This is a genomic window from Parvibaculum indicum (assembly GCF_011762095.1).
Lineage (GTDB): Bacteria > Pseudomonadota > Alphaproteobacteria > Parvibaculales > Parvibaculaceae > Parvibaculum > Parvibaculum indicum.
The window spans coordinates 15598-41786 of sequence record NZ_JAASQO010000001.1 but is presented as its reverse complement, the minus strand read 5'-3'; the positions used below and the strand labels follow the sequence as shown (position 1 = coordinate 41786).

General features: G+C 62.1%; 28 protein-coding genes. 15 read left to right on the top strand and 13 right to left on the bottom strand.

Annotated features, from left to right (window positions below; translation table 11 throughout):
- Positions 1-157: 157 nt before the first annotated feature.
- From FHS78_RS00205 to putP, 4 genes are all read left to right on the top strand, one after another.
- Positions 158-937 (top strand): glucose 1-dehydrogenase, encoded by a 780-nt coding sequence (locus tag FHS78_RS00205; RefSeq protein ID WP_167089112.1) that lies wholly within the window; start codon positions 158-160, stop codon positions 935-937.
- A gap of 111 nt (positions 938-1048) precedes the next feature.
- Complete coding sequence (locus FHS78_RS00200) at positions 1049-1249, top strand: hypothetical protein (protein WP_167089110.1); 201 nt, start codon at positions 1049-1051, stop codon at positions 1247-1249.
- 46 nt (positions 1250-1295) lie between these two features.
- Positions 1296-1418: a hypothetical protein gene (locus FHS78_RS19555; protein ID WP_281356537.1), complete on the top strand. Its 123-nt coding sequence runs from the start codon at positions 1296-1298 to the stop codon at positions 1416-1418.
- A complete protein-coding gene (gene putP, locus FHS78_RS00195) occupies positions 1415-2887 on the top strand; it encodes a sodium/proline symporter PutP (RefSeq protein WP_167089108.1) in 1473 nt (490 codons plus the stop codon). The genes FHS78_RS19555 and putP overlap by 4 nt, the downstream gene beginning before the upstream one ends.
- Positions 2888-2915: 28 nt before the next feature.
- Here putP and FHS78_RS00190 read toward each other — a convergent pair whose 3' ends face one another.
- Positions 2916-4469: an acetate--CoA ligase gene (locus tag FHS78_RS00190; RefSeq protein WP_167089911.1), complete on the bottom strand. Its 1554-nt coding sequence runs from the start codon at positions 4467-4469 to the stop codon at positions 2916-2918.
- 179 nt (positions 4470-4648) lie between these two features.
- Here FHS78_RS00190 and FHS78_RS00185 point away from each other — a divergent pair, with 179 nt between their 5' ends.
- Together FHS78_RS00185 and FHS78_RS00180 are read left to right on the top strand one after the other, a co-directional pair.
- Complete coding sequence (locus FHS78_RS00185) at positions 4649-5779, top strand: CaiB/BaiF CoA transferase family protein (RefSeq protein WP_167089106.1); 1131 nt, start codon at positions 4649-4651, stop codon at positions 5777-5779.
- A gap of 77 nt (positions 5780-5856) precedes the next feature.
- Entirely contained in the window at positions 5857-6618 is a 762-nt protein-coding gene (locus tag FHS78_RS00180; RefSeq protein ID WP_167089104.1) for a histidine phosphatase family protein, read from the top strand.
- Positions 6619-6622: 4 nt separating this feature from the next.
- On the opposite strand, the gene FHS78_RS00175 is transcribed toward FHS78_RS00180, so the two are convergent.
- The gene (locus tag FHS78_RS00175; RefSeq protein WP_167089102.1) at positions 6623-7990 is read right to left on the bottom strand and encodes an OmpP1/FadL family transporter; all 1368 of its coding nucleotides are present in this window, start codon (positions 7988-7990) and stop codon (positions 6623-6625) included.
- 204 nt (positions 7991-8194) lie between these two features.
- The gene (locus tag FHS78_RS00170; protein ID WP_246220285.1) at positions 8195-10108 is read right to left on the bottom strand and encodes an extracellular solute-binding protein; all 1914 of its coding nucleotides are present in this window, start codon (positions 10106-10108) and stop codon (positions 8195-8197) included.
- On the opposite strand from FHS78_RS00170, the gene FHS78_RS00165 reads away from it, so the two are divergent.
- Entirely contained in the window at positions 10090-10626 is a 537-nt protein-coding gene (locus tag FHS78_RS00165) for an invasion associated locus B family protein (RefSeq protein WP_167089100.1), read from the top strand. The two genes, FHS78_RS00170 and FHS78_RS00165, sit on opposite strands and share 19 nt — an antisense overlap.
- Positions 10627-10632: 6 nt before the next feature.
- Here the strand turns inward: FHS78_RS00165 and FHS78_RS19550 are convergent, their stop codons facing one another.
- From FHS78_RS19550 to FHS78_RS00150, 3 genes are all read right to left on the bottom strand, one after another.
- Positions 10633-11355: an acyltransferase gene (locus tag FHS78_RS19550; RefSeq protein ID WP_281356536.1), complete on the bottom strand. Its 723-nt coding sequence runs from the start codon at positions 11353-11355 to the stop codon at positions 10633-10635.
- Positions 11356-11408: 53 nt separating this feature from the next.
- Complete coding sequence (hspQ, locus tag FHS78_RS00155; RefSeq protein WP_167089098.1) at positions 11409-11741, bottom strand: heat shock protein HspQ; 333 nt, start codon at positions 11739-11741, stop codon at positions 11409-11411.
- 94 nt (positions 11742-11835) lie between these two features.
- A complete protein-coding gene (locus FHS78_RS00150) occupies positions 11836-12732 on the bottom strand; it encodes a ChbG/HpnK family deacetylase (protein ID WP_167089096.1) in 897 nt (298 codons plus the stop codon).
- A gap of 114 nt (positions 12733-12846) precedes the next feature.
- Between FHS78_RS00150 and FHS78_RS00145 the strand changes: the two genes are divergently transcribed.
- Both FHS78_RS00145 and FHS78_RS00140 read left to right on the top strand, forming a co-directional pair.
- On the top strand, positions 12847-13950 hold the full coding sequence (locus FHS78_RS00145; RefSeq protein WP_167089094.1) for an NADH:flavin oxidoreductase: 1104 nt from the start codon (positions 12847-12849) through the stop codon (positions 13948-13950).
- A 60-nt stretch (positions 13951-14010) separates the two neighbouring features.
- Positions 14011-14982, top strand: coding sequence for a zinc transporter ZntB (locus tag FHS78_RS00140; protein ID WP_167089092.1), 972 nt, complete (start codon positions 14011-14013; stop codon positions 14980-14982).
- A 37-nt stretch (positions 14983-15019) separates the two neighbouring features.
- On the opposite strand, the gene FHS78_RS00135 is transcribed toward FHS78_RS00140, so the two are convergent.
- The 4 genes from FHS78_RS00135 to FHS78_RS00120 all read right to left on the bottom strand — a co-directional run bounded on the left by FHS78_RS00135 (position 15020) and on the right by FHS78_RS00120 (position 19412).
- On the bottom strand, positions 15020-16066 hold the full coding sequence (locus FHS78_RS00135; RefSeq protein WP_167089090.1) for an HpcH/HpaI aldolase/citrate lyase family protein: 1047 nt from the start codon (positions 16064-16066) through the stop codon (positions 15020-15022).
- Between the two features lie 73 nt (positions 16067-16139).
- Positions 16140-17456 carry an MFS transporter gene (locus tag FHS78_RS00130; protein WP_167089088.1) on the bottom strand — a complete coding sequence of 439 codons (1317 nt, stop codon included), beginning with the start codon at positions 17454-17456 and terminating at the stop codon, positions 16140-16142.
- Positions 17457-17572: 116 nt separating this feature from the next.
- On the bottom strand, positions 17573-18133 hold the full coding sequence (locus tag FHS78_RS00125) for a gamma carbonic anhydrase family protein (RefSeq protein WP_167089086.1): 561 nt from the start codon (positions 18131-18133) through the stop codon (positions 17573-17575).
- Positions 18126-19412, bottom strand: a complete 1287-nt coding sequence (locus FHS78_RS00120) for an MFS transporter (protein ID WP_167089084.1) — start codon at positions 19410-19412, stop codon at positions 18126-18128. The genes FHS78_RS00125 and FHS78_RS00120 overlap by 8 nt, the downstream gene beginning before the upstream one ends.
- Positions 19413-19576: 164 nt before the next feature.
- Between FHS78_RS00120 and FHS78_RS00115 the strand changes: the two genes are divergently transcribed.
- The 4 genes from FHS78_RS00115 (at position 19577) to FHS78_RS00100 (ending at position 22001) form a co-directional block, all read left to right on the top strand.
- Entirely contained in the window at positions 19577-20194 is a 618-nt protein-coding gene (locus FHS78_RS00115) for a glutathione S-transferase family protein (protein ID WP_167089082.1), read from the top strand.
- Positions 20195-20337: 143 nt separating this feature from the next.
- The gene (locus FHS78_RS00110) at positions 20338-20727 is read left to right on the top strand and encodes a hypothetical protein (protein ID WP_167089080.1); all 390 of its coding nucleotides are present in this window, start codon (positions 20338-20340) and stop codon (positions 20725-20727) included.
- Positions 20728-20788: 61 nt separating this feature from the next.
- On the top strand, positions 20789-21223 hold the full coding sequence (locus tag FHS78_RS19545; RefSeq protein ID WP_167089078.1) for a hotdog domain-containing protein: 435 nt from the start codon (positions 20789-20791) through the stop codon (positions 21221-21223).
- Between the two features lie 76 nt (positions 21224-21299).
- Positions 21300-22001, top strand: coding sequence for an outer membrane protein (locus tag FHS78_RS00100; RefSeq protein WP_167089076.1), 702 nt, complete (start codon positions 21300-21302; stop codon positions 21999-22001).
- Here FHS78_RS00100 and FHS78_RS00095 read toward each other — a convergent pair whose 3' ends face one another.
- The gene (locus FHS78_RS00095) at positions 22002-22643 is read right to left on the bottom strand and encodes a TetR/AcrR family transcriptional regulator (RefSeq protein WP_246220284.1); all 642 of its coding nucleotides are present in this window, start codon (positions 22641-22643) and stop codon (positions 22002-22004) included. It lies immediately after the preceding gene.
- Positions 22644-22757: 114 nt separating this feature from the next.
- Between FHS78_RS00095 and FHS78_RS00090 the strand changes: the two genes are divergently transcribed.
- Positions 22758-24011 carry a cytochrome P450 gene (locus tag FHS78_RS00090; RefSeq protein WP_425500281.1) on the top strand — a complete coding sequence of 418 codons (1254 nt, stop codon included), beginning with the start codon at positions 22758-22760 and terminating at the stop codon, positions 24009-24011.
- A gap of 71 nt (positions 24012-24082) precedes the next feature.
- Here the strand turns inward: FHS78_RS00090 and FHS78_RS00085 are convergent, their stop codons facing one another.
- Entirely contained in the window at positions 24083-24730 is a 648-nt protein-coding gene (locus FHS78_RS00085) for an NAD(P)-dependent oxidoreductase (RefSeq protein ID WP_167089070.1), read from the bottom strand.
- Positions 24731-24736: 6 nt separating this feature from the next.
- Entirely contained in the window at positions 24737-25621 is an 885-nt protein-coding gene (locus tag FHS78_RS00080) for an EamA family transporter (RefSeq protein WP_167089069.1), read from the bottom strand.
- Positions 25622-25700: 79 nt separating this feature from the next.
- Here FHS78_RS00080 and FHS78_RS00075 point away from each other — a divergent pair, with 79 nt between their 5' ends.
- Positions 25701-26183 (top strand): MarR family winged helix-turn-helix transcriptional regulator, encoded by a 483-nt coding sequence (locus tag FHS78_RS00075; protein ID WP_167089067.1) that lies wholly within the window; start codon positions 25701-25703, stop codon positions 26181-26183.
- Positions 26184-26189: the final 6 nt, after the last annotated feature.

Sequence of the window (26189 nt, the reverse complement as noted above, 5' to 3'; positions counted from 1 at the left end):
GGCTCGTCTCCCAAAGGTTCCAAATGACGTCAGGGAATTAGAAAGGCGGCGGCGCGGCTTCGCAAGGGCGGGGGCCCCGGCTTGACGCCCATGGCGGCGGCCCTATGCTCCGCCGGAACGGAAAAGCACGTTAAATCAGCATGATAGGGAGTGTTGCATGGCTGACGCAGGGGAAATCTCACTGCCGTCCCACGATCTGACCGGCAAGGTGGCGCTCGTCACCGGGGCAACCAGCGGCCTCGGAAAGCGCTTCGCCCTGATTCTCGCCAAGGCGGGCGCCAGGGTCGCCATTACGGGGCGGCGCGTGGAACGTCTTGCCGACCTGCAAAAGGAAATCGAGGCGATGGGCGGCAAGGCGGCCTCTATCGCGCTCGACGTTACCGATACGCACAGCATCGCGGCCTGCATGGAACAAACCGAGGCGCAGCTCGGTCCCGTCGACATTCTCGTGAACAATGCGGGCATGAACGTGGAGGCGCTGCCGGCCGATGTCACGCCGGACGGTTTCGACACCATGTTCGATACCAATGTGCGGGGGGCCTTCTTCATGGCGCAGGCCGCGGGCCGGAGCATGATCGCGCGCGGGCAGGGCGGGCGCATCATCAATATCGCCTCGATCGGCGCGCATACGGTTCTGCCGGGCCTTACCATCTACTGCATGACGAAAGCCGCTGTCGGCATGATGACGCGGTCGCTCGGCAAGGAATGGGCGCGGCACAACATCAATGTGAACGCCATGTGCCCGGGCTTCATCGAGACGGAGCTGAACTCGGACTGGTTCGCTTCGGAGGGCGGTCAGAAGCAGATCCGTCGCTGGCCGCGCAAGCGGCTCGGCCTGGAAGAGGACCTCGACGGCACGCTTTTGCTGCTTGCATCCGACCATTCGCGCTTCATTACCGGGTCTCTTTTCACGGTCGATGACGGCCAATCGCTCTAATTAGGTATAAATACGGAGGAATTGGGAAAGTCTCTGTTAATAATTAATTTAGGTTAACTCACTAGCCTGCCTAAATTGGTGGCAATCCACTGACGGGATGGCTTCTGAGTTATGGAAAAGCTGCTTTTTGGATTCGTGTTGGGCTTTCTGGCCTGCACCTGGACTTACGAACTGGACGCCGGGGAAGCATTTTTCGGGTTCGGACGCAAGTTCGTGGCTGCTTGCGACCAGTTTCTCGATATCCAGGGCCCCGTGCGCGAGGCGCAGGGCGACAAGGTCCATATCCCGTTGCCCCTTTCCGAGGGCCTCTAGGACGACAGGCTGGACACGGCCTGCGATTCCCCCTCACTGTTGCCCCATGACCGGGGGAATAGCGTTTTCAAGCTGGATCGTGTTGCTGCTGCCGCTTGTCGCGGTGGCGCTTTCGCTTGCGCATCTGCACGACCGGCGGTTCCCGGGTGAGGGCGGGGACAAGGAATGACCGAAACCGCGGTGGGTACGCCGACCCTCATCGCATTGGTGCTCTACCTCCTGGCGATGCTGGGCGTCGGCATGGCCGCATACCGGCTGACCAAAAACCTGTCCGACTACATTCTGGGCGGACGCAGCCTCGGCGCCGCCGTCACCGCCCTGTCGGCCGGGGCCTCGGATATGAGCGGCTGGCTGATGCTGGGGCTGCCCGGCGCGCTTTACGCCTCCGGCCTCAACCAGGTCTGGATCGCGGTAGGGCTTACATTCGGCGCGCTCGCCAATTGGCGGTTCGTGGCAAAGCGCCTGCGCCGCTACACCGAACAGGCGGGGGATGCGCTCACCATTCCCGACTATTTCGAGAACCGTTTCGGCGATGAAAGCCGGCTGCTCAGGGTGGCCTCGGCGATCGTGATCCTGATCTTCTTCACGATCTATACGTCCGCCGGTCTCGTCAGCGGTGCGATCCTGTTTCAGGAGACGTTCGGACTGGGCTATTTCCCGGCATTGTTGATCGGTTCTCTCGCCATCGTGTCCTACACATTCATCGGGGGCTTTATCGGCGTCTGCTGGACCGACAGCATTCAGGGCGTGATGATGTTCTTCGCGCTGCTGATCGTGCCCGCCGTCGCCATTTCGTCGCTGGGGGGATGGGACGCCACGCTTTCCGCTGTCGCGACCGTTCAGTCACCCGCCTTTCTCGATGTATTTCACGAAACGAGTTTCATCGGCGCCGTGTCGCTGATGGCATGGGGGCTCGGTTATTTCGGGCAGCCGCATATTCTCGCGCGCTTCATGGCGATCCGGGATGCCGACGAGATTCCCGTGGCGCAGGCCGTCGGCATGACATGGATGGTGCTGGGGCTTTACGGCGCCATCGCGACGGGCTTTACGGGTATCGCCTATTTCGCGGAGGCGCCGCTCGACAATCCCGAAAGCGTGTTTCTGAATTTCGCGAAGGTTCTCTTCAATCCTTGGGTCACGGGCTTCCTGCTCGCCGCCGTCCTGGCCGCGATCATGTCCACCGTCTCGTCGCAGCTTCTCGTGTCGGCCAGCGTGCTGGCGGAGGATTTCTACAAACGCCTCTATCGCAAACAGGCGGGCCCCGCGGAACTCGTTCGTGTCGGACGATTGTCCGTGCTGATCATATCCATCGTCGCCGTCATTCTGGCGTCCGACAGGGAGAGCAGCGTTCTCTCGCTCGTCGCCTATGCATGGGCGGGCTTCGGCGGGGCTTTCGGGCCGGTGATATTGCTGTCGCTCTTCTGGAAACGGATGACACGCAACGGCGCGCTCGCGGGCATGATTGTCGGGGCCGTGACCGTGCTTGTCTGGAAGCACCTCTCCGGCGGGCTTTTCGAGATTTACGAAATTCTTCCGGGCTTCGTTTTCGCCATGGTTGCGATCGTCGTGGCAAGCCTGATGGAGCGGCAACCTTCCGAAGAGATTACAAATACGTTCGACGCCGTGGCCGGAGACTGACGGCCGAATAGCCCTTCACGCCGATATATCAGTCCGGCTGATGAAGAGCGCGGCGCATGACCTTTCCGTTTGCCGTGCGGGGCAGCTTTTCCACAAACAGGATTTCGCGGGGGCATTTGTAGGCGGCGAGATTTTCTTTCGCGTACGCCTCGATGGAGGCCTTGTCGGGCGCGGCCCCTTCGCGCGGAACGATATAGGCCGCGATCACTTTCACATCCTCGCGGACGGAAAGTTCCGTGACGGCGACTTCCGCAATGTCGGGATGTTCCGCCAGCGCCGCTTCCACCTCCTGCGGCGATACGCGATAGCCCATGGCGTTCATTACATCGTCAGCGCGGCCGCGATACCAGAGGTAGCCGTCCTCGTCGAAAGCGGCGAGATCGCCGCCGATGAACCATTCTCCGCGATAGACGGCTTCCTCGTCCCCGGGGCGGCGCCAATAGCCCAGCATCAGGCCCGGATCGCTGCGGTGAACAGCGAGGAGGCCGGTCTCGCCAGCGGGCAGCGGCTCGGTGCCGCGTTCGACGGGCAGAGCCGCGACGCATCGGCCCGGCTGGGGTTTTCCGGGCGAGCCGGGCCGGATTTCCATGTCCGGTCCCGTGGAGACATAGGTCGAGCACTCGCTCATCCCCAGCGCCTCATAGAGGTTCCTGCCGGTTGCTTCCTGCCAGTGGGCGAGAAGCGCCGGAGAGAGCGCTTCCCCCGCGGTGAGGCCGTGACGCAGCGTGGACATGTCGTGTTCTGCAAGATCGCAATATTTCAGGATCTGCCGGTAGAGCGTCGGCACCGCGGCAAACAGCGTGGCGCCGGCGGCCTCCATCAGCCGGGGCCAGACCTGAACGTCTTTCGGACCGTTATAGAGCACCGTGGTCGCGCGATTGGCCCAGGGGTCGGTCAGGCCGACACCGAGCGTGTAGGTCCAGTTGAAGGCACCGGCGTGGAGCATCACGTCGTCCGCCCGGATGCCGTACCAGCCGCGATACATCGGGCGGCGGCCCCAGGCGCTGCGATGCGCATGCAATACGCCTTTCGGGCGCCCGCTGGTGCCGGAGGTGTAGACGAGGAAAGCCGGATCGTTTGCCGCCGTATCGACATAGTCGGGCAGGGGCTCGTGTTCTCTCAGCGCGTGGATGGCCGTCTCGTCGAAGATCCGCGCGCCGCCTGCGTCGACAACCATGTCCTTGGCGATGGCCACGGCTTTGGCACCGGAGTCGGAAAGCAGAAATTCGGCCTCATGCGCGGTCAACTGGGAGGATGACGGCAGCGGCACCAGACCCGCCGCCAGCGCGCCGAAAAAGAGCAGTGCGTATTCGCTGGTATTCGGCATACGGATCATGATGCGGTCGCCGGCTTCAAACCCTTCCGCCAGCAAACCGGCTGCGATCCGGCGGACGGCATCGTCCAGCGCGCCATAGGTCCAGCACTCGGCCTCGCTTACGGGACGAGCGATATCGGACACGACGATGAGGGCGGTCTTGTCGGGCGTCCCGGCGGCCTGCCGTTCGAGGCAATAGCGAGCCATGTTGAACCGGGCGGGCGGCAGTTCGCCGGAGAATCCGCGCGCTATGGAAGGAGAAGGCATGGGCATGGTCGTTATCTACATGCAGAACGGGCCCGCAGGCAATGGTGCTTCCTCCACCGGCTCAAGCCGACGCTGCGTCATATCGGACAGAACGCCGCCGCCGTTTACGCTCCCGCGAGCAAAGGCTAAAAGAGGCGTCAAAAGACGATGACAACGATTTTTTCAAGGGAGTGAGCAAAATGGGAAGCGGGCCTCTTTCCGGCGTCAGGATCATCGAGTTCGCAGGCATCGGGCCGGGCCCGTTCTGCGCCATGCTGCTGAACGATATGGGCGCCGATGTCATCCGCATCGACCGCAAGGGCGGGCGCGGCGGATCGAAGTTCGATATCGCCAGCCGCGGGCGCCGCTCCGTTGCGCTGGACCTGAAGAAGCCGGAAGCGGTGGAAGCCTGCCTCAAGCTCATCGAGAGCGCGGATATCCTGCAGGAAGGGTTCCGCCCGGGCGTGATGGAACGCCTCGGCCTCGGTCCGGATGTGTGCCTGAAGCGCAATCCGAAACTCGTCTATGGCCGCATGACCGGCTGGGGCCAGACCGGGCCGCTCGCCAAGGCTGCCGGCCATGACATCAACTACATCTCGCTCACCGGAGCGCTGCACGCGATCGGCCGTCCGGGCGAGAAGCCGGTTCCGCCGCTCAACCTGGTCGGCGATTTCGGCGGCGGCGCGCTCTATCTCGCCATGGGCATGCTGGCCGCGCTTCACGAGGCGCAGCGCTCCGGCCAGGGGCAGGTGGTCGATGCCGCGATGACGGATGGCGCCAGCTCGCTGATGGCGATGTTCTACGGCTTCACGGCATCGGGCATGTGGAAGGAACCGCATGGCACCAACATGCTGGATGGCGGCGCGCATTTCTACGACACCTATGAGACCAGGGACGGCAAGTGGGTCTCGCTCGGCTCCATCGAGCCGCAGTTCTATGCGATCCTGCGTGAGAAGGCCGGGCTGTCCGAAGATATCTGGGACGCGCAGATGGACCAGTCGAAATGGCCGGAAATGAAGGAAAAGATCTCCGAGGTCATGAAGACCAAGACGCGGGACGAGTGGTGCGAGATCATGGAGGGCACCGATATCTGCTTTGCGCCCGTTCTTTCCATCACCGAAGCCAAGGATCATCCGCACAACAAGGCGCGTGAAACCATCGTTGAAATCGACGGCGTGGCGCAGCCCAATGTGGCGCCGCGTTTTTCGCGCACCGAGTCGAAGATTCAGGGACCGGTGCCGGAGGTCGGCGCGCATACCGAGGACGCTCTGGCCGATTGGGGCTTCTCGGGCGGCGATATCGACGCCCTGAAGAAGGCGGAAGCTATCTGACCGTCACGCGATTACGCTAGAACTGTCGCCGGCGGATCGGATCGGGTCCGCCGGCGAATTCGTTATGAGGCATAGCCATGACCGTACTCCCGGGAACCACCGGCCGCCGCCGGATCTATCTGATGCGCCACGGGCATGTGGATTATTTCGGCAAGGAAATCGCCGCGGCGGGCGGCGACACGAAGGTCGTTCCGCTGACGCCTCTGGGACAGGAACAGGCCGACGCCGCCGGGCAGGCGCTTTCCCATATCCGCTTCGACCGGGCGGCATGCTCCGGCGTGCCCAGGACGCAGCAGACCGCCGAACGCGCACTCGCCGCGCAGCCGGCGAACGCAAGACCTGCGCTTGAAGTCATTCCCGGCCTTGTCGAAATTCACGGCGGGCGGATCGGCACGATCCGCAGCCGGGCCGAGCTGGCCGCGAAGATGGCCTATTATTTCGAGACCGCCGCGGAGGAAGGCGCGACGATGATGGAAGGCGGCGAAGTCTTCCGCGATGCGCTGAACCGCGCTGTGGACGAGATCGAAAGACTGCTGGCTGAGCCCGGCTGGCACACCATGCTGATCGCCGCGCATGAAGGCATCAACCGGCTGATCCTCGGATGGGCGGCGACGGGCTGTTCGCGCGAGAACGCGCTGACATCGGTGCGGGCGTTCGAGCAGGACCCGGCCTGTATCAACGTCATCGATTTCGACATGGTGCCGCATGAAGACGGAACGCCCGGCACGGATATCGAGCGGGCCATCATCAAGTCGGTCAACGTCACGCCCTATAACTATTTCAAGCACGGCATGAACATGACGAGCCTTGAATCGATCTTCGCCGAGAAACCGGGCTGAGCTCTCAGAAGGTCATGCTGAGGCTCGTATTGACGACATCCGCCGACCCTTCGACCTTGCCGTTCAGATTGCCGCGAAGCTGATTGCCCTCGTCATTCGCATGCTGGTCGATCGTCGTTTCAGGCGAAAAAATATGCGAATAGGCGCCGTCGAAAGTGATGGAATCGGTGAGGTCGTATCCGGCACCGACAGAGACCCAGTAGCGGTCGGCATCGGGAATCCGGACATCCCTGTATTCCCCGCCGGGGATAACCCCTTCGTCAAAGGCGACGCCCGCGCGTAATCTCAGTTTGTCCGAGAGGCGGTAGGTTGCGCCAAGCGAAACGAAGATGCTGTCCTTCCAGTTGTTGACCGTCACATCGTCCGGCTGATCCGCATTGTCGAATTTCACGACCAGGCGGTCGAACTCGCTCCATTGCATCCATGCAAGTTCGGCGGCCAGCGTCCATCTGTCGTCCAGATCGTGCCGGATGCCGAGGGATACCGTCTGTGGCAGAGTGATATGCGTGGAGCCGCCCGTGTCTTGCAGGGCGCCGGAGAGGCCTGAGGCCAACTGGCCGGAAGGGCTTACGGTAAAACGGGCCGCGCCGTCGAGGTCGACGTCGAGTTTCGAGCGGTAACCGATCCCGATCCGCCAATCCGGCGATGGCTCCAGCAATATGCCCAGCGTATAGCCATAGGACCATGTGTTTCCCCTGACCTCCGCATAGGAGTCGTTCGCCCCGTCGCCGGGTGTGATGCCGGGGAGGGGAAGCAACTGAGAAGAGACGGCGCTGCCGATATCCACGGCGCTGGTAAGCCTCGCCGTCAAGTACTGCACCTGAAAACCGGCGCCCAGCGACAGCCAGTCGGTGGGCCTCCATGCGAGCATGGGCGTGAGATTGTAGCTTCGCAGGGCCGAGGTGATGCCGTGATAACGGCCAATCCATGTTTCGTCCTGGCTTGTCACCAGCCCCCATGGTGCGTTGAAACTGAACCCCGCATATGTGTCGTCTGTCAGTTGCCACGATCCGTAAGCCGCGGGCACAACAGCCGTCTGAAGCAGATTGCCTCCCGGCGTTCCGGCGATCGGGTAACCGTTATAGGTGCTGGCGCGGGCTTCCTTCATATGTGCACTGGCTGCGATGAGCGCCGCTTCGCCGGTCAAATGGACACCGTCATTCAGCGTCAAGGTTGCCGGATTGAAGAAAATGCCGCTGATGGAACCATCGTCACAACCGGCGCTCACGCCGGCATCGGCCATGCCCTGGGCGCAGGCCGACTGATCGCGCAGGAAAAAGCCTGCGGCGTGGGCATCGTCGCTCGTTGCGATGGAAAGGATTGCGACGCCGGACACAAGGAACGGCAAGGCCGTGCGGATCGTTTTATTCATGCGGAACCTCCCTGAAAACGCTGGCAGGTCCGCCGTCTTCGTCCCCCGATTACACCCCGTCGATGACGACGGATACGGAAACACTAATCGCGATAGGCGCCGAAGTCACGGAATCGGCATGGCATCGCCTTGTGTGAAAACAATATCGAAAACCGGAACACGCTTCTTCGCATCGACGTTACGCGGGTGTCGTCCGGCGCTCGCCTAGTGGGAATTCCTCGGCGAGATCCACCATGTGCCCGGGCGGAAGCCGTAGAGCGAGGTCGTGTCCGGTACACGGACCTTGTTCCAGAAGGCGAGCCATTGCCGGTCGCGATGGAAGAGGGGGATCAGGCATGCCTGCGACATGATCGTGCGATCCAGCGCCCGCGATGCCGAGACGAATTCGGTTTCGGTCTTCGCCTCCAGCATGGCGTGGATCATGGCGTCCGCCGCGGGGCTTTTCATCCCCATATAGTTGCGCGTTCCCGGCTGCTCGGCGGCTTGCGATCCCCAATAGAAAAGCTGCTCATTGCCGGGGGAAAGCGAGGCGAACCAGTCATTGAAGATCATGTCGAAATCATATTCGTCGCGTCTTTGCTGATACTGGCTGGAATCGACATATCTGACCGAGGCCGATATGCCCGCCTGCCGCACCATATTGCGGTAGACGAGGGCGAGGCGCTCGTCCTCGGGCGTCGTGACGAGAATTTCGAATGAAAGCGGTTCTCCGGTTTTTCCGGCGACCATTCCGCCGTCCCGCACTTCATAGCCTGCTGCCCGCAGCAGCTCCACGGCGCGCATCCTGCCGTCGCGGTTCAGCCCTTTCGGATCGCCCGCCGGTGCGCGCCAGCCGCGTTTCATAATGTCCGGCGTCACGGCGCCGGGAAAGGGCGCCAACAGCTCTCTTTCCCTTTCGGTGGCCGCCCTGCCATGCGACCCGAGGACAGAGTTATCGAAATAGCTCTTTGTACGGATATACACGCTGTGATAGAGGTTCCTGTCGATCCAGGGGAAGTTGAACAGCTCGATCAACGCTTCGCGGACGCGCCTGTCGGCGAATATCTTTCTGCGCATGTTGAAGACGAGGGCGCGCATACCCGACGGCATACCAGTCGGGAATGTCTGCCGCCGGACCTTGCCGTCCCGGACAGCCGGAAAATCATAGCCGGTGGTCCAGCGCCCCGGATCGTCTTCCACCCGAACGTCATAGAGGCCGGATTTAAAGGCTTCGAAGGAAGCATTGGCATCGCGGTAATATTCGTAATTCAGGAGGTCGATATTGTTCTGGCCGCGATTGGCGGAAAGGCGTTCGCCCCAATAGTCCGGATTGCGCGCGTAGACGATGCGACGCCCGGGTTCCATGGAGCTGACGACATAGGGTCCGCTGCCGACCGGTTTTTCGAGGCTCGATTTCTTGAAGTCGCGTTTCTCGTAAACATGCTTCGGCAGGATCGGCATAAGCCCCATGATGAGAGGAATTTCACGATCTCCGGATCCGTCGAATACGAAACGTATCGTCAGGCGGTCGGGCTTTTCGATCCTGACAACCTTGGAATAATAGGTGCCGTAGTTCGGCCGGCCCTTGTCGCGCAGGATTTTCAGCGAAAAAGCCACATCCTCCGCCGTTACGGATGAGCCATCCGAAAATTTCGCATCCGGATTTATATGGAAGGTGATCGATCCGCGATCCGCCGGCCACTCCACAGATTGGGCGAGCAATCCGTATAACGTGAACGGTTCGTCATATCCGCGCGCCATGAGACTTTCGAACACATGCTCACGCAGGCCGATCGCCGCCGTGCCGTTAACGATAAACGGGTTCAGGCTGTCGAAACTGCCCGTTGCGCCGAACCTTATCTTTCCGCCTTTGGGCGCGTCCGGATTGACGTAGTTGAAATGGGGGAAGCCCTCCGGATAGGCTGGCGTTCCATGCATCGAGATGGCATGTAGTCGTTCACCAGCGCAGAGCGGCGATCCCGCGACAACAAGCAGGCCGACCAGCGCACAGACCGCCGCCGCCAGGGTGCCGACATGATTTGGCCGAAATTTGCGGTGAAACCTTCTCAGACGCATCAGATATCCGCCAGCCACCCGGCCATGCCGGAAAAGGAGTTCCCATGAAGTTTCGCCGGTCATTCAGCCTTGCCCTTGCCGGCCTCCTTGCCGCGCCGCTTCTGGCGGCACCTGCGTTCGCGCAGGATAAGCAGCAGCAGCCCAAGCCGGAAATCAAGAATTTCGGATCGTGGAGCACGCGCTGCGATGCCGGAAAGCGTACCGCCGAAACCTGTCATGCCTTTGTCGACGTTCGAATCGGCGAAGACAAGAAACAGCGTATTCTCTACATGGGTGTCGGGTACAATCCGAGTGAGAAGGGTCAGCTTTTCATGTTCTCGATGACCCCTCTCGGATCCGTCCTTCCCGGCGGCGTAAAATACGAACTGGACGGCAAGGAAATGGCCAAGTCCGGTTACGCCTATTGCCTGCCGACGGGATGCCAGGCCGAACACAAGCTCAGCGCGGAAAATGTGCAGGGGCTGAAGGCCGGCAACGAACTGAAGGTCAGTTTCGTCGTTCTCGGCAAGGGGCCCGTCACCGTGCCGGTGAAACTCGACGGCTTCACCGCTGCGACGAACGATCTTCCCAAGCCGGAATAATCTTCGTCAGTCTTCCCTTGTGGGCGCGAAAATGCTTCGGAGCCACCGCCAATAGGTGTTCTCCCGAAGCAGATAGCGCTGCAACAGATCGACGTCGCGGGCGAGCTTTTCGGGATTCTCGAACAGGTCGGCGCGCCGCCGACGGGGGCGGTCCGGGTCCAGTTCGCGGACGACGCGCGCGGGGTTGCCCGCCGCGATCGTGTTTGCCGGCACGTCCCGGGTGACGACGGCTCCGGCGCCGATGATGCTGTTATCGCCTATCGTGACGCCCTTGCCGATAATGGCGCGCACCCCGAGCCAGGCGTTGTCGCCGATGCGAACGGGGGCGTATTTGTCGAGTTCGGCGGTTCGATCGTAGGTGTCGTGCCAATCGGAGTCGGAGATATAGACCCCGCTTGCCATCATCGTGTTGCTACCGATTTCGATGTCGATGGACGAGATGATCTGGGTGCCGGGACTGATCAGCACATTGTCACCGATGGTCACGCGGCCGTGCCTGTCCGCCGCCTGCCATGTCGCAATGCGAACGAGATTGCCGCGCGATGCGTGGAGATGGAAATTGGCACCCGCCGTGATGCCTCTTCCCCAAAGCTCCACGTCCCAGGGATTGGTGACATCGAGCCCGGGGCCGACGGCTTCAAAGCCGGGAACGAGAAAGCGTTTCGTCCAGGCTTTCTGAAAGCCGTCGCGCAGGCGACGAATGGGATAGGGCCTGTTGTCCTGGCGCAATAGGAGGTCCTTGTCAGAAGCAGGGGCGGCGGCTCATGCGGCGCGCTTTGTGTTTAGTGGGAGTTGTCTTCACGCAGCTTGTACACACCGTCTTCCAGCGGCCCGAAGAATTCGGCGACCTGCGGATGCCGAACCGGCTCGCCCGACTCGTCGGGAAGCAGGTTCTGCTCGGACACATAGGCCACATATTCCGTCTCGCCGTTTTCGGCGAGCAGATGGTAGTAGGGCTGATCCTTGCGCGGGCGTACCTCTTCGGGAATGGATTGCCACCATTCCTCGGTATTGTTGAAGGTGGGATCGACGTCGAAGATCACGCCACGGAAGGGGTAGAAGCGATGCCGCACCACCTGTCCGATCCGGAATTTCGCCTGCCGGTTGATCTCCATTCCTGCCCAACTTTCCTTACTCGGGGCCGTCCGTTCGGGTCGCGAAACCTATCAGCTTGGCCGGAAAGCGCAAATGTAACGGCGTTCCTTCGCGTCAGCTCTCCGCCATGGCGTTTTGCAGGGCCCGTGTGCCGACAAGGTTGATTCCCTGCGCTTCGGCATGTTCCCGGATCGCACCGGAAACCAGCATTTCGTGGTCCATGACGCGAGAGCGCCAATCCGGGCAGATCGACCTGATTTCAGGCGTGTCATGCGCGGGGTGGAAAACCACATAGCCGATATGTCCCGGCCTGATGGTGTCGATCATGGCTTTCGTCTTGGGGAGGCGGTCCTCTTCGTCGGAGAGCGAAAGCTGGTGGATCCGGTCCAGCAGCGGAATGCCGGCCTCTTCGAGGCGCGCGGTCTCCCGGGTCAGCACCTGAACCGTTTCCTCCGGATATCCGGCGCGGCCCCATTGTTCCGCCGTCAGGCGCAAGGCGAAGGGGGCGAGGCCGTGACGGTGCGCGACCTCGAGAAACAGGGGGTAGAGGCGGCGGTCCATCACCGAGCCCATATGGGTGTCGAAATGCGTGGCCGCGATCCCGGCTTCCAGCGCCAGTTCGACCTGTCGGGCCAGTTCGAGTTCGGCGGCTTCGGGGGCGGCGCTTTCCATGATTTCGGGGGAGGTTTGGGGAAACGCGCCTTCATCGTCCATCAGGCCGCTGGCCGGATCGCGCGTGGAGACGGGGCCCCAGCGATAGCCGGACCATTCGCTGGTCAGCGTCGCATGAACCCCCAGATCGGCGGCGGGGTGGGCGCGGGCCCATTCGGCCGTCGCGCGGAACCAGGGGCAGGGCACCATGACCGAGCCGCAGGTTACCGCGCTTTTCGCCCATAGCTCGTCGAAGGCGGCCAGCGAGGCCCCGCACATGCCGACATCGTCCACATGCAGGATCGCCACGCGGTCGTCTGGTTTGAAACCGAGTTTTTCGAGAGCTGGGTTATGCGTCATTGAGCTTCCGGGTTGCGTGAGTTGAACAGCTTGTTGCCGTCATAAGTCTTGTTCTTGGCGGCGGGGTCCCCATTATGACGCCTATTCGAAAATTTGCCCTCTGGAGAAAAACACATGTCCCGCTCTGTAGAATCCCTGTTCCGGCCTTTCACCTTCAACGGCCTGACCTTGCCGAACCGTATCGTGATGGCGCCGATGACGCGCTCGAAATCCCCGGGCGCGGTGCCGGGGCCGGAGGTCGCGGCCTATTACCGGCGGCGCGCGGAAAACGAGACCGGCCTTATCATCACCGAAGGGACGACGGTCAACACGCCCGTTTCCACCGGCGATCCGAATGTGCCGCAGTTCTGGGGCGATGAGGCGCTGGCAGGCTGGAAGCGCGTGGTGGAGGAAGTGCATGGGGCAGGCGGCAAGATCATGCCGCAGATCTGGCATGTCGGCATGATGCGCAACCCGTCCAAGGCGACCAATACGCATCTGCCGAGCCACGGTCCCTCGGGCCTCACCAAGCCGGGTTCCAAGCATGCCGAGCCGATGACCACGCAGGAGATCAAGGACACGATCCAGGCCTTCGGCCAGGCCGCCTATGATGCGCGCGAGATCGGCTTCGACGGCATCGAGCTGCATGGCGCGCATGGCTATCTCATCGACCAGTTCTTCTGGGAGGGGACCAATGAGCGCGAGGACGAGTATGGCGGCGACATGGTCGGCCGCACGCGCTTTGCCGTGGAGATCATCGAGGAAGTGCGGCGGCGGGTCGGCGACGACTATCCGCTCATCCTGCGCTTCTCGCAGTGGAAGCAGCAGGACTACACGGCGAAGCTGGCGCAGACGCCGGAGCTTCTGGGCGCATTCCTGAAGCCGCTCTCCGAGGCGGGAGTCGACATGTTCCATTGCTCGCAGCGCCGCTTCTGGGAGCCTGAGTTCGACGGATCCGACCTGAACCTGGCGGGCTGGACCAAGAAGCTCACCGGCAAGCCGACCATCACAGTGGGCAGCGTCAGCCTTTCGGGCGAGTTCATCGGCTCCTTCATGGGCGAGTCGTCGGAAGCCACGGGCATCGACGACCTGCTCGAGCGGCTCGACAAGGACGAGTTCGACCTTGTGGCCGTGGGCCGGGCGCTGCTGGTGGACCCGGCATGGGCGCGGAAAATCCATGAAGAGCGCTATCCCGAACTGCTGCCTTTCAGCCCGGAAGCGCTTGCCACGCTTTCCTGATCCGGCGGGGTCCGAGGGCTCCTCTGGCCAAATCGCGCTTCCACGGCGAAACTACGGGCGATGACAGAGCAAGACTCAAAATCATTCGCCTTCGCCGTGGATGCGGGCGGTCAGGCCGGTCCGGTCGAGCTGTCTTCGGCTTCCGCGCCGCGGGCCGACGGGCTGGTCTGGGCCCATATCCATCTGCGGGACGAGGCCGCGCTCGACTGGCTGGCAAAGGGCAGCGGTCTCGATCCGATCGTGGTGGAGGCCCTGAGCGCGCCGGAGACCCGCCCCCGTTTCACGCGCATGGGCGAGGGCGCCATCATCAATCTGAGAGGCGTCAACCTCAATCCGGACGCAAGCCCCGAAGACATGATCTCGATCCGCATGTGGGTGGAGAAGGGGCGCGTGATCAGCGTCTATCTGAGGCCGCTCCAGGCGGTGCGGAGCCTTGCGGATCGGATGTCCGGCGGACAGGGGCCGAAGGACGCGGCGCGTTTCGTGACCGAACTGGCGGACGGGCTGGTGGAACGCACACAGCCCATCGTCGCCGGTCTCAACGACCTCCTGAACAGCTATGAAGAACAGATCATCGACAATGCCGACCGCGAGATGCGCACGCGGCTTGCCAAGCTGCGCCAGCGGGTGCTGCGGCTGAAGCGTTTCATCGCGCCGCAACGCGAAGCGCTCATGAGCCTGTCGCGGGACGATGCGCCCTGGCTCGACAAGCGGGCGCGCACGAAGTTTCAGGACATTCTGGACGACGCCACGCGCCATATGGAAGAGCTCGACACGATGCGCGACCGGGCGAGCGTGTTGCAGGATGAGGTGGAAAGCCGCCTTGCCGACATACTCAACCGGAACCTTTATGTGCTGGCCATTGTCAGCGTGATCTTCCTGCCGCTCGGTTTCGTCACCGGGCTTCTCGGCATCAATGTCGGCGGTATTCCGGGATCGGAATATTCCGGATCCTTCGCCATCGTCGTCGGCCTGCTTCTGCTCGGCGCCGTGGCGGAATATGCCTTCCTGAAATGGAAAGGCTGGCTCTGAGGCCAGCCTTTCGTCTCAATTCATCGTGTGGCGGGCGTCACTTTATGCCGTAAGCCTCGGCCAGGTCCGGGTCGCGGGCGGCGACCTTTTCGGCAAGGTCGTAGATGACCTTGGCCTGTTTCCAGGTCGCGTCGTCCTGCATCTTGCCGTCGATCATGGCGACGCCGCTGCCGTCGGGCATGGCGTCGAGAATCTTCTTGGCGAAGATCACTTCATCGGGCTCAGGGCTGAAGACTTCCTTGGCAATGGCGATCTGGTTGGGATGCAGCGACCAGGCGCCCGCGCAGCCCATTAGGAAGGCGTTGCGGAACTGCTGGCGGCAGGCGTCGAGATCCTGAATGTCGCCGAACGGGCCGTAGAACGGCTTGATGTTGTTGGAGAGGCAGGCGTCCACCATCTTGGCGACGGTATAGTGCCAAAGATCCTGCTGCGCATAGGCGCGCGCACTGCCGTCTTCCTTCGGGTCTTCCAGCACGCCGTAATAGGGATGGCCGCCGCCGACGCGCGTCGTCTTCATGCCGCGCGAGGCGGCGAGGTCGGCCGGACCGAGGCTCATGCCGTGCATGCGCGGGCTCGCGGCGGCGATCTCTTCGACATTCTTCACGCCCTGCGCGGTTTCAAGGATCGCGTGAATGAGGATCGGCTTCTTCACGCCATGCTTCGCTTCAAGCTGGGCGAGGAGCTGGTCGGTGAAATAGATGTCCCACGGGCCTTCGACCTTGGGCAGCATCAGCACGTCGAGCTTGTCGCCGACGGCGCCGACGATCTCCGTCACGTCGTCGAGGAACCAGGGGCTGTTCAGCGGGTTCACGCGCGTCCACAGACCCGTTTCGCCGAAATCATGGGCCTTCGCCGTTTCGATGAAGCCCTGACGCGCCGCTTCCTTGGCGTCGGCGGGGATCGCATCTTCGAGATTGCCCAGCAGCACGTCGACCTTCGGGATCATCTCTCCGACGCGGGCGCGGACCTTTTCGTTGTGCCCGGGAAAGAAATGGATCATCCGCTCCAGCCGGATCGGCAATTCGCGATAGGGCTCGGGGGCGCCGATGGCGAGGGGCTTGTAGAAATTGCTGGGAAGCTTCATGTCCGGTCCGTCTTTGCTGATAGGAATTTGCGGCGCAGCATAATCCGCGGCGCGCTACGAGGCCAGCGGCCAGTCAGAACGTCTCGTTTTCGGCGGTCCGGTGGGCCTTGAGAGGCGCGGAAACGGGGCCCGCCGCCCAGAGCGCCAGAAAACCGAGAATGGGCGAGATGGTGATGACGAGGAAGGCGGTCTGATACCCGCCGGTCGTGGTCTCATAGAGGAAGCCGAGCAGGGCGGGGCCCGCCGCGTTCGCGCAGGTGGTGATCATCTGGGCCAGCGACAGGACGCGGGCATAGGCCTTGAGCCCGAACGCCTCGGCGATGAGGAGCGGCTGCATCATCTGCAGGTTCCCGACGGTCGCGCCGAAAAGGGACGAGACGATGAAAAGCTGCCAGTTCGTGTGGGCAAAGGCGAATGAGAAGAACGCCACGGCCTGAATACAGAAAATTCCCATCAGATAGGCGCGGGACGAAATCCGCTGAAGGAGCGAACCGCCGACCAGCCGGCCGATGATACTGGAGGCGGCCATGATCGAGATGGCATAGGCCGCAATGCCGTCGTCCTGCGCGCGCAGGGAAACGAGCCGGAACTGGTGCGCCAGCGTGCCGACCTGCGCCATCATCGAGAAGACATAGGCCGCCGTGCAAAGAATGAAAAAGCGGCTGCGGATCGCGTCGGCATAGTCCACGCCGTCCGGCGGTTCGACGCTGCCATCCGCGCGCAGACGCGGCGGATCGCCGTCCGGGGCAAGGCCCATGGATTCCGGGCTCGGCCGCAGGAACACCCATGACACCGGCAGAATGCCGATCAACAGGATGAAGGAAAGCCAGTAGGCCGCGCCGCCGAGGCCAAGATTTTCGATCAGCGAGGCGGAAAACGGCGTGAAGACGATGCCGCCCAGCGACAGGCCGGTGGAGGCATAGGCGATGGCCTTGGAACGCTGCCGGGTGAACCATCGCGCCACGATGGTCATGCCCGGAATCACCACCAGCGCCGCATTGCCCATGCCGAAGAGGATATAGAACAGGTAGAGCTGCCAGAGCTCGCTCACATGGCCTGCGCTTGCCAGCGTGGCGGCGGCGAGCAGCGAGCCGCCCGTCATCACGAAGCGGGGGTCGTAGCGGTCGAGCAGCCAGCCGACGCCAAGGCCTGTCACGCCGGAGGACAGGAAGAACATGGCCGTCGCGGCGGAGGTCGTGCCGACGGAGAAAGGCCCCTCTGCGACGAACGCCTTGAGCAGAATGGAAAGATTGTAGAACAGGAGGCCGCAGCCGACCGTCTGCGTCACGAAGACCGCGCCGACAACGTACCAGCCGTAGAATATCCGCGGTCGGGGCCTTGGCCCGCCTGTCTCTCCCGGCGCCGGAGCGCCGGCGCTGTCCTCACCCATGAAACTCTCCAGAAAACAGACGCGCCGACCCGGGCAGGCGACGCGCCCGCCTTACTTATCGTTTCCGTTGCGGCAAACCAAGGGATTTATAGGGTGACCACCCCATCCCGATCCGGTCAGGACAGCGCCTTCAATTCGTCTTCCATGGCTTTGCGGAAACTGTCGCGGTCGGTCACGCGATGGTCGCCCCGGGCATAGGCGAGCGCGTTTTCATAGTAGAAGCGGGCGTTCATGATATTCGCCACGCGATTATCCCGCGTCTTCACCAGCTTGGCCGGCGATCCCGCAATGATGGAATTGGGCGGGAACTCGGTCCCTTCCGTGACGATGCTGTGCCCGGCGACGATGGAGTTCGCGCCGATCTTTGCTCCGTCCATCAGGGTCGCATTAATGCCGATCAGGCAGTTATCGCCGATTTCGGCGCCATGCACGGTGACGTGATGGGTGATGGAGCAATTGTCGCCGATGACCGTCGGCGTCTCGTTGCCGACATGGATCATCACGAAATCCTGGATATTGGTTCGCTTGCCGATCACCACTTCATGCATCTCGCTGCGGATGACGACATAGGGCCAGAGCGAGGCGCCTTCGCCGACCGTCACCTTGCCGTAAATGAGGGCCGTGTCGTGAATGAATGCGGGGTCGTTCAAGACCACATCCGGGCCGAATCTAGTCATGTGCCGTATCTCCCGTTTGTTGCTCCATGAGCCGCCCCACGGGGCCCGCCGCGGCGATCAGGCCGAATGCCAGAAGGGAGCCCGCCGCCACCAGAAAGAAGGAGGCGTCATAGCCACCGGTGGTTTCTTCGAGTATCCCGATCAGCGCCGGGCCGGACGCCACGCCGAGCGTCATGAAAAACTGGTTCACCGAATAGAGCCGGCCATAGGCCTTCAGCCCGAAGGCTTCCGCGATCAGTAGAGGCGCCATCATCAACAGATTGCCGACTGTCAGTCCGAACAGCGCCGCATTTGCGATAAGCGCCGTCTGTCCATGCAGCGCGGCATAGAGAGACAGAGCCACCGCCTGGGTCACGATGAGGCCGAGAACGAAAAAGCGCGACGACATCCATGCCAGCGCCCAGCCGCCGGCGAGACGCCCGACAATGCTGGCGCCCGCCATGACGGCAATGGCCAGAGCGGCCGTGTCGTCGCTTCCGGTGCGCATGGAGACCAGGCGAAACTGATGCGCGATTGCGCCGACCTGCGCCATCATCACGAAGATGTAGCCCGCGGTGAAAAGCAGGAAGAACCGGCTTGCGACCGCTATGTCGAAGTCGATGCCGTCGGGCGGCAGTTCCACCCCGGTTTCGTCGCGCCGGATTTCGTCGCCATCCGGGCCGACGCCCATGGATTGCGGGGAAGGACGGATAAAAGCCCATGTCACGGGGATAACGCCGACGATGAAGATCGCGGCAAGCCATGGGCCGGCGCCGCCGATCCCGTTCGCATCGATCAGGCGCACCGAAACCGGCGTCAGAATTATTCCGCCCAGGGACAATCCGGTCGAGGCGATGGACAATGCGATGGAGCGGCGCCTCGCGAACCAGCGCGCAACCAGCGTCGTTCCCGGGATGAGGGCAGTGGCGGCATAGCCGCTGCCGAATACGACGTAGAACGCATATAGCTGCCAGATCGTGTGGACATAGCCGGCCAGCAGGATGGCCGCCGCGCTCACGACCGCACCGGCGGTGATGATCCAGCGCGGATCGTATCTCTCGATGAACCAGGCGACGCCGATGCCCGTGATGCCGGAGGCAACGAAAAAACAGGCCGTGGCGCCGGAGGTCGCCGCGACGGAAAAGCCTTCCGACGATATGAACGCCTTCAGATAGACGGAGAGATTGTAGAAGCCGAGCCCGGCGCAGACCGTCATGACGATGAAGACGCCCGCCACGACATACCACCCGTAGAACGGCGGCGGTTTTCCGCGCGTTTCTTTTCCCGACGGCGTTGTCATCGATCCTCCCTGACGGCGCCGCCGATGTGCCGTTTCCTGCCGCGCCCTCCAAGCCCTATAGCGCGAGGGACGTCCACAGGCCAAGCCCTGTCCGGTAGCGCGCGGTCCCGGCATCGGATAAACATGAGCGAACGGCATTCAGAACCGTGTACAGGGAGAGAAACATGAAGTTCTACAATTCCATCGGCCCCAACCCTCGTGTGGTGAAGATGTTCATGGCGGAGAAGGGCATCGAAATCCCCTTCGAGGAAGTGGATATTATGACCGGCGCCAACCGCCAGGAGCCTTATCTCAAGGTCAACCCGGCCGGTCAGCTTCCCGCGCTCGAACTCGATAATGGCAGCGTGATCTCCGAGATCACGGCGATCTGCGAATATCTGGACGAGAAGTTCCCGGACAATTCGCTTGTGGGCACCACGCCGGAGGAGCGGGCCGAAACGCATATGTGGACGCGCCGCGTGGATCTGGGCATCTGCGAACCCATGGCCGGCGGTTTCCGCTATGCGGAAGGCCTGCCGATGTTCAAGGATCGCATGCGCTGCCTGCCGGAAGCCGCGGACGGTCTCAAGGCCATCGCGCAGGACAAGCTGAAATGGCTCGACGGTCTGCTGGAAGGCAAACAGTTCCTCGCCGGCGACCGCATGACGCTTGCCGATATTCTGCTTTTCGCTTTCATGGATTTCGGCACGCAGGTCGGCCAGGCGGTCGATACCGGCAACAAGAATGTTGCCGCATGGTTCGAGCGGATGAAGGCCCGCCCGAGCGCGGCGGCCTCGGCCTGATCGCACGATCTTTTTCGCAGGTGCGGCCGGTCTTCGGCCTGCGCCTGCGAAAATCGTTCTTCCACCTCAAATTGACGATTGCATCCGCTTCTCCTTTCGCGGCAGGTTAGTAAATAACCTTTATCAACTGGGGAGGAGATGAGGTGAAGGCACTGCTGTGGATGGTCATGGCGTTCGGATTGGGCATGGTGGCCATGAAGGCCATGCCTGCGTCGGCGGCCGAAATGCCGGCTTGCGTCGATAGCGAGCGCGGCAACGCGACGAAAGCCCAGGCCTGGTGGGATCGGCGAAGCCCGCAAGAACAGAAATACATTTCCGAACTGCCATGCGAGGAACGCTATATTCCCATGGTATGTATCTTCCTCTGGGTCCCCGACCTGCAATCATGCGTCAACAAGCGCGTGGGCGACTTCAGGGCGTCGAAATACTGCGACCAGCAGGGTTTCGAGCTTCTTTCGCAAGAGCATGTCTCCTGCCAGAAGAAGTGGATCAGGGAAAAGTACAAGGAACCCTTCCCGAGCGCGTCGTCCTGACCGTCGGCCCCGTGCGGCCCGGATCCGGACGGGCCGGGAGTTGCACAGGAAGAGACGATCGGTGAGCAAAGGGGCGAATGAGGACGCAGCGGAAAACCGCAATCCCGACGAATGGGAATCCGCCGCCGCCATTACACTCGGCAAGGAAGTTCTGGAGACGGACAGGCAGCGCGGCCATATCCGCGCGGCCTATTTCGCGGGCGACCATTTCCTGAACAGGGGCGGGCGGATTTATGGCGGTTTCCTTGCCGCCATGCTCGATGGATTGTGCGGACACGCGGTCCGGCTCACCCATCCGGCGGACGATCCGGAAATGCCGCAGGTTACCCTGGAACTGAAGACGAGTTTTATCGGGCGGGCCGATCCCGGCCGCCTGGTGGGAGAGGGCTGGGTTCGCCATCGCGGCCGGGCCATCGCCTTTGCGGAGGCCGAACTCCGTAACGAGGCGGGCGATCTCGTCGCGCGCGGCAGCGCCACGTTCAAGGTCGGGCGCTGAGCCTTTCTTCAAAGGCAATTGACACATTGCTCAAGCTGACTAAGCCTAAGCGATATTTCGGAATAGGGGGGGCTCAATGTTCAATCGATTCGCGCTGGGCGCAGCGTTTCTTGCATCCGCTTTCTTCGCCGCGGGCCATGCCGCGCAGGCGGAGACCGCGGACTGGTCGGGTTTCTATCTGGGTGCCCATGCGGGCGGCCTCGCGGCCGAAGAGCATTGGGAGTGGAACCAAGCCGGTTTGTATGCCGCCAGCGCGGGCGAAACGCATAATCCGAAGGTGAACGGCCTCATCGCGGGCGGCCAGGCGGGCTATCTCCATCAGTGGGGACCGTGGGTCGCGGGCGTTGAACTGTCGGCGTCCACCGGGCATCTGAAAGATACCTCCGACAGCTCCTCGACACCCGGCGTGGTGCAAAAGACCACGATCGACTGGTTTGCGACCGCCGCTGCGAAATTCGGCTATGCGCGGGAAGATTATCTGTTCTACGGATTGGCCGGCTATGCGGGGACCGACATTCACACCTCGACCGGACGCCCCGGCATCAGCGAGTTCTTCGAGGAAGTCTGGCAGAGCGGGTTTCTGCTCGGGGCCGGCGTGGACTACAAGCTCTCCGAGCACATCGTGCTCGGCGCGCAGTACAACTACATGCACATTCCGAAAAGAGATCGTACCGGTACCGGCCAGTTCGAAACCGGCGGCTCGACCGGCGTCGCGGAATCCATCAGCACGGGCGCGGATTATCATGTCGCCACGCTTCGTATGAGCTGGCAGTTTTGATCATTCCGGCGTGCGCGTCCAGCCGGTGGCGCCGCCCACAAGTTGCAGGAGGGCGGCGTCGACCTCTTTCTTCGTCGCCCCAGCGAATTTCATCAATGCCACGGTGTGCCCGCCGCCGATAAAAATGCGCGCAGCGGCTTTCGGGTTTATCCAGGCGGGAATGTCGTTTGCCTTCTGGCCGCGCCTGATGGTCGCTTCCGCGGCGTGGTGCAGCCGCCCCAAAACCTCCAGATAGGCCGGCCAGCGATCGCTTCCCGTGCCCGTGCTCCAGTCCAGCCAGACGCGAATGCGGTCCGGCTGTTCCTCCACGCTGTCCGTGAACAGGCGCGCGAGTATCGTCAGCGCCTCGTCGGCGGGCAGCGTTTTCCGGGCGAGCGAGTCCGCGAGGAGGCCGTCCAGGAAGGTTTCGACCTCTGCCAGAGTCGCGGCGACGAGATCGTCCCGGGTCCGGAAATAGGAATAGACGGCCGGAATGGAAACGCCGGCCCGCGCCGCCACGTGAGAATGCGTCGCGCGCGCTATTCCATGCTCGGCGAAAGCGGCCAGGGCGCAATGAAGCAGTTGGGCACGCCGGTCCTCTGGGGAAAGGCGGGTTCGGCGGCGATTTCCTTCAACGGACAATTCAACGATTCTCCCGGTCATTTCGGTGCCGGATCATGCCATGGCTCAATAGATGTTGACAGGCTGCAGGATTGTTATTGATACTTTACTCAATTAATGCGCTTGTCATTCATCAGGGAGGAGGACCCCATGAGCATGGCCGCAGAACGTCCCGCCGTGGCGGCGGCGTCGATTCCGCTCGACGAGATCGATGTCAGCAATCCCGTGCTTTTCGAGACGGACACGGTCGGCGATTATTTTGCCAGGCTGCGCGCGGAAGATCCTGTGCATTTCTGCGCGGATAGCGCCTATGGGCCCTATTGGTCCGTCACCAGATACAACGACATCATGCATGTCGAGACGCACCACCAGATCTATTCCTCGGAAGCGAAATTCGGCGGTATCGTCATCGACGACAGCATCCAGAAATCCGGGCAGGGCGGTATCGACCTTCCCAACTTCATCGCCATGGACCCGCCCCGGCATGACGCGCAGCGCAAGGCCGTGAGCCCCATCGTCGCGCCGGACAATCTCGCCAGGATGAGCGGCCTGATCCGGGAGCGGACGGCGGGGGTGCTGGACAGTCTGCCGGTGGGCGAGGAATTCGACTGGGTACCGACGGTATCCATCGAGCTGACGACACGCATGCTGGCGACGCTTTTCGATTTTCCCTATGAGGAGCGCGCCAAGCTCACCCGCTGGTCCGATGTCATCACCGCGCAGCCCGGTACAGGCATCATCGATAGCTGGGAACAGCGCACCGACGAGTTGATGGAATGCGCGGGCGCGTTTCAGACATTGTGGAACGAGCGCGTCAATGCCGATCCGGAACCGGATCTCATTTCGATGATGGCGCATTCGGAAGCGACGCGGAACATGCCGCCGGAAGAGTTCCTCGGCAATCTGGCGCTCCTCATCGTGGGCGGCAATGACACGACGCGCAATTCCATGTCGGGCAGCGTGCTGGCGCTGCATCAGAATCCGAAGGAATATGAGAAGCTGCTGGCCGACCGCAAGCTGATCGACAGCATGATACCGGAAGTCATTCGCTGGCAGACGCCGCTGGCGCATATGCGTCGGACCGCGCTGGAAGATACCGAGCTTGGCGGCAAGACCATCCGCAAGGGCGACAAGGTGGTCATGTGGTACCTGTCCGGCAATCGCGACGATGAAGTAATCGAGAATCCGGAAGCTTTCATCATCGATCGTGCCCGGCCGCGTCAGCATCTCTCCTTCGGCTTCGGTATCCACCGTTGCGTCGGCAACCGCCTCGGCGAATTACAGTTGCGCATTCTCTGGGAAGAAATCCTGAAGCGCTTCAGCCGGATCGAAGTCGTCGGCGAGCCGGAACGCGTCCGCTCCAACTTCGTACGCGGTTACGCCACGCTGCCGGTGAAGATACACGCATAAGACGTCTGCGGAAGGCGTCAGGCAGGCGAGGCTTCAAAAATGGAGTCCTGCCATTTTCTTCCGACTACGGTTTACCGCCACCCGACCGTCAAGCGTTTGTGGCGGCCGTCCCGCGCTTCTGTCAGGTCCAGCATGGCAACCGCGAAATCGGCATAGGATATCTGCGAGTTTCCTTCAGCATCGGTCACAAGCGTATCCGTTCCACTGACATAATGTCCTGTCCGCGGCCCCTGCAACAGCAGGGCGGGCGGCCGCAGGCAAGTCCATGCCGCCTCATTTTCCGTTTCGAGCAAGGCATCCTGCGCTGCGCAGGCTTCGGCAATCGGACACACCGCGTCAGGCAGGAAGCCCGGTGCGGTCAAAACCGTGTCGCCACTTCCATCGGCCAGTTTCAGGGTTGCCGCTCCGCCGGTCACGAACACGGGAAGAGATGTTTCCGCAGCGCCTTCCAGGAGAGTGCGGGTCAGACCGACCAGGTCGGTCTCACTGCCCGTCGGTGGACGAAGCGCGCCGATAACCGCGTCATGCCCCGCCATCAATCCGACGGTGATATCCGCATCGATCATGAGGTCACCGACCTCGCGCCTCAGATTGCCGGGCAACTTGTCAAGCCGGTCCCGCGATCTGGCCACGGCAGTGACGGCGTGACCCCGGGCTAGCGCTTCGGCAACCACATGGCTGCCCACATCGCCGGTGGCACCGAAAACGATCAGTTTCATTCCTGTTTATCCTTTGCTCTGAAGGGATGAGGCAACGGTGGGAGCCATTCGGCCGGCACGTTGTCCAAGCCAGACGCTCAGCATCACGATCGCGGCGCCGCAGGCCTGTTCGAGCGACAAGCGCTGGTCGAGCAAGAGCCAACCCAGCAGGACCGCACTCAAAGGGCTCAGCAATGTGAAAGCGGTGACGCTAGCCGGACCGAGCCGTGCAATCCCGCGAAACCAGAGAAAATAGGTCAGCGCCGCTCCGACGAGACCGAGCCAGATGAAACCGGCCAGATTGACGGCGGAGGGGAGGGGAAATCCTGGCTCGAAGAAGAGGGCCATCGGCAGCAGAAGAAGCCCGCCAGCCGTCAACTGCCATGCGGTGAATGTGAGCGCGGAAACAGGCGGCTGCCATTTACGGGTCAGCACCGTTCCGCTGGCCATGGAGAGCGCACCGCCAATGGCGGCCATCACACCGACGAAATCGAGCTTCGCCTCGGGCGAGAGGATCAGCAGCCCAACCCCCATGACTCCGGTACATGCGGCGATGACGCCGGGCATGGAAATCGTCGTACCCAGAGCGGCCCTTGCAAGAAACAACACCATCAAGGGTTGTGTTGCGCCCAAAGTGGCTGCCACACCGCCAGGCAGGCGATAGGCCGCCAGAAAGAGAAACGTCCAGAGAGCTGTGAAATTCAACCCGCCAAGAATGAGGGTACGGCCAAGCCAGTCCCTGGGCGGCAGTCGGCGGACGATCAGAAGGAGTAAAAGGCCTGCCGGGAGGGCACGAAGCAGACTTACCGTCAGCGGATAGCCGTCGGGCAGCATCTCGGTCGCGACGATATAGCTGGTGCCCCAGATCGCAGGAGCCATTGCAGTGGATACGAGATCGAATGTGCGCGTCATGTGTCGCCTCCATTTATCTTGATGTCGAGATATATGGCTATTATCTTGACGTCAAGATATTTATGGGAGAGTGTCGTGTATGGATCAGATAGACAGAATTCTCGACCAATGGCGGGCGGAGCGTCCGGATCTGGACGTCGCCCCCATGGGTACGATCGGCCGGATGAAACGCCTTACGGCACATCTGGCGCAAGGCATGGAACGCGTCTTCACCGCCCATGGCCTGAATGCCGCAAGCTTCGACGTGCTGGCCACGCTGCGGCGGGCAGGGGAGCCTTATGCGCTCTCGCCCTCGGAACTCATCGAATGGACAATGGTGACATCAGGCACCATGACCAACCGGCTGGACCGGCTGGAGCAGACGGGCTTCATCACGCGCCGTCGCAATCCGGAGGACGGACGAGGCTTCGTCATCGCGCTGACGGAAAAGGGGCACAAGCTGATCGACAAGGCCGTCACGGCACATGTCGAAAATCAGCATGCCATGGTGGAGGTGCTGAGCGAAAACGAGCGTAAGACGCTCGACAGGCTGCTGGGAAAATGGCTGGGCGCATTCGAATAGGCACCG